Source organism: Microbacterium sp. 18062 (genome assembly GCF_902706225.1).
Classification (GTDB): Bacteria; Actinomycetota; Actinomycetes; order Actinomycetales; family Microbacteriaceae; genus Microbacterium.
This window is the reverse complement of sequence record NZ_CACSKB010000648.1, coordinates 1-389: the sequence shown is the minus strand read 5'-3', so window position 1 is coordinate 389 and position 389 is coordinate 1. Positions and strand designations below refer to the sequence as shown.

The 389-nt window shown below is 34.7% G+C and carries 1 protein-coding gene; it reads right to left on the bottom strand.

Annotated elements, in window-relative coordinates; genetic code table 11:
• Positions 1 to 335, bottom strand: a 335-nt coding sequence (locus GVL03_RS21660; protein WP_159502790.1) for a hypothetical protein, incomplete at its 3' end; no start/stop codon positions are given.
• Positions 336 to 389: the final 54 nt, after the last annotated feature.

Genomic DNA, 389 nt, shown 5'->3' with positions numbered 1-389 from the left:
CCTGTAACCCATGGATGTCTTTTTGCAAAAACACCTATTTTTTGAACATTGAAATCTTGAGTCAGTTCTTGAAAATCTTTTTGAATTTCTGAGATGTTAATCACTGATACTTTGATTGGAAATGGATAAATCCTATTTTCCAGTTGCCCATCTACCTCTAAATGACATAAATCATCTCGAACAATCGGATCAAAAAACTTTGCTTGATAGGTCTTAACCTTATTTTCAGCATGTTCTTCTGCCACTGTCAAAGTCTTTTGAATACCAATCTTTGTCGCAGCATGTCCCAGTGTCAAACCAGAACTAACTTTTAATGAATCTGTAAATAATCCCATTCCTTACCCTCTACGTTTTCTTTTTGTAACTGCAAGACCAAGACTAGATAATAC